Origin of the sequence: Caballeronia choica (genome assembly GCF_001544535.1) — a bacterium.
Taxonomy (GTDB): domain Bacteria; phylum Pseudomonadota; class Gammaproteobacteria; order Burkholderiales; family Burkholderiaceae; genus Caballeronia; species Caballeronia choica.
In genome coordinates this window covers 1-1,561 of sequence record NZ_FCON02000432.1, presented here as the reverse complement: position 1 = coordinate 1,561, position 1,561 = coordinate 1, and the positions used below count along the sequence as shown (strand labels likewise).

The window sequence follows — 1,561 nt, the reverse complement described above, 5'->3', positions numbered from 1 at the left end:
CTGTATCGCGTGATGAACTGGAGCATGGTGATCGACGGCCTGCTCTTCTGGTGGCTCGTGCTCGATTCCCGTCCTGCGCCGCCCGCGCGTCTCGCGCCGGGGCGGCGCGTTCTCATCGTGATCGCCGCGATCCCGCCGCAAATCTTGCTCGGCGCCTACATCTTCTTCACGCCGCACGAGTTGTATCCGATCTATTCGATCTGCGGGCGCGCGTTCACGTGGATCAGTCCGATTCGCGACCAGCAGATCGGCGGACTGCTGCTGTGGATTCCGGGCTCGATGATGAGCGTGATCGGTGCGCTGATCGCGCTACGGCACTGGCTGCGCCTCTCAGCGCGTTCGCGGCTCGTTCGCGAACGGGAAAGGCGCGCTGCGCCGGCCGTTGCATAAGTTCAAGGACGGCGCATCCAGTATGCGGAATGCCGCGCCCTGCCGCCATTTGCATGGCGAACCAGACAGCGTCCGACCCCGCTCTGGTTGGCGAGTTCGTCATGATGAGAGCGCCGAAACCTTGCCGCCGCTTCAAGAACTCTCCGTTCATGCGCAGCTTCAACTGTCTGGCCAATGGCAGTCGATGCTCAGCATGATTAGTGCAAGTTCCAGTTCTAGTTCCTCTGCCAGTTGCCGGCGCTTTCGCGAAAGCACGCTGAATCAGGTGTTACCGCAGCGCTTGCGAAACGGCTGTCCGAGGTCGCACGCTCGACGAAAGCAGCCGCGCCTCATTGGCCGCCGCCAAGTCGGTCCAGTCATGCTGAAACTCCTTCAGGAGAGGCACCTTCTTCACGCCGTGTCATCAGGTCCCGCCATACCATGATCTCCCGGCGGGCGACGGCGGCAGGGTCGCCGTTCACTACCTCAAACCGGGTTTCTTCGCCCGTTCGCCAAAACCGGATATCGAATATCCTCTCTCCGAGGTGCAGATCCTTGAGCGTGACATCATCAAGCCAGGATGGCAGGACCGGATCGACGAAGAGGGTTTTGCTGGGCGCATCGGGTTGAAGACCGAGGATGGCGTACAACAACGAGAAAACGGAGCCGGCGGCCCAAGCCTGCGGCACGTTGGCGCCGAGATATTGGACCGGAAAGTTTGACGCGCTACGGTGCAGCCCGGCATAAAGTTCGGGTAGCTGATTGAGCACGAAAAAACTCCCCGCCTCCAACACGCCATGGGCAATCTCCCCGGCCTCTCGTGCGTAGCCATAACGCGTGAATCCCTCGGCAATGAGGCCGTTGTCATGCGGCCACACCGCGCCGCGCTGGTAAGAATAAGGGTTATAGGCGGGATGATCGGCCGAAAGCGTGCGGATGCCCCATCCACTCCACATGTCCTCGCGCATCAGCCGCGCCGCCACGAGACCAGCGCGGTCGGGCGGCACGATCCCCGACCATAGACAGTGCCCCGGGTTGGAAGCCACGCTGAGGACCTTCTTCTTTTCGCCATCGAGTGCGAGCGCATAAAAGCCGGTTTCTTCGTCCCAGAATGAATCATTGAATCGTCTGAAGAGATCGGCGGCCTTTGCGCGCAGCGCGGTGGCGCGGGCATTGTCCTGCAGTACATCGT

The 1,561-nt window shown here is 61.5% G+C and carries 2 protein-coding genes; one reads left to right on the top strand and one right to left on the bottom strand.

The genetic code is table 11. The features are described from left to right. On the top strand, positions 1-390 hold a 390-nt coding region (locus tag AWB68_RS44735; RefSeq protein WP_143282061.1), incomplete at its 5' end, for a cytochrome c oxidase assembly protein. A 356-nt stretch (positions 391-746) separates the two neighbouring features. Here the strand turns inward: AWB68_RS44735 and AWB68_RS44730 are convergent. After that, positions 747-1,561: amylo-alpha-1,6-glucosidase (locus AWB68_RS44730; RefSeq protein WP_374729669.1), on the bottom strand; the 815-nt coding region annotated here is incomplete at its 5' end.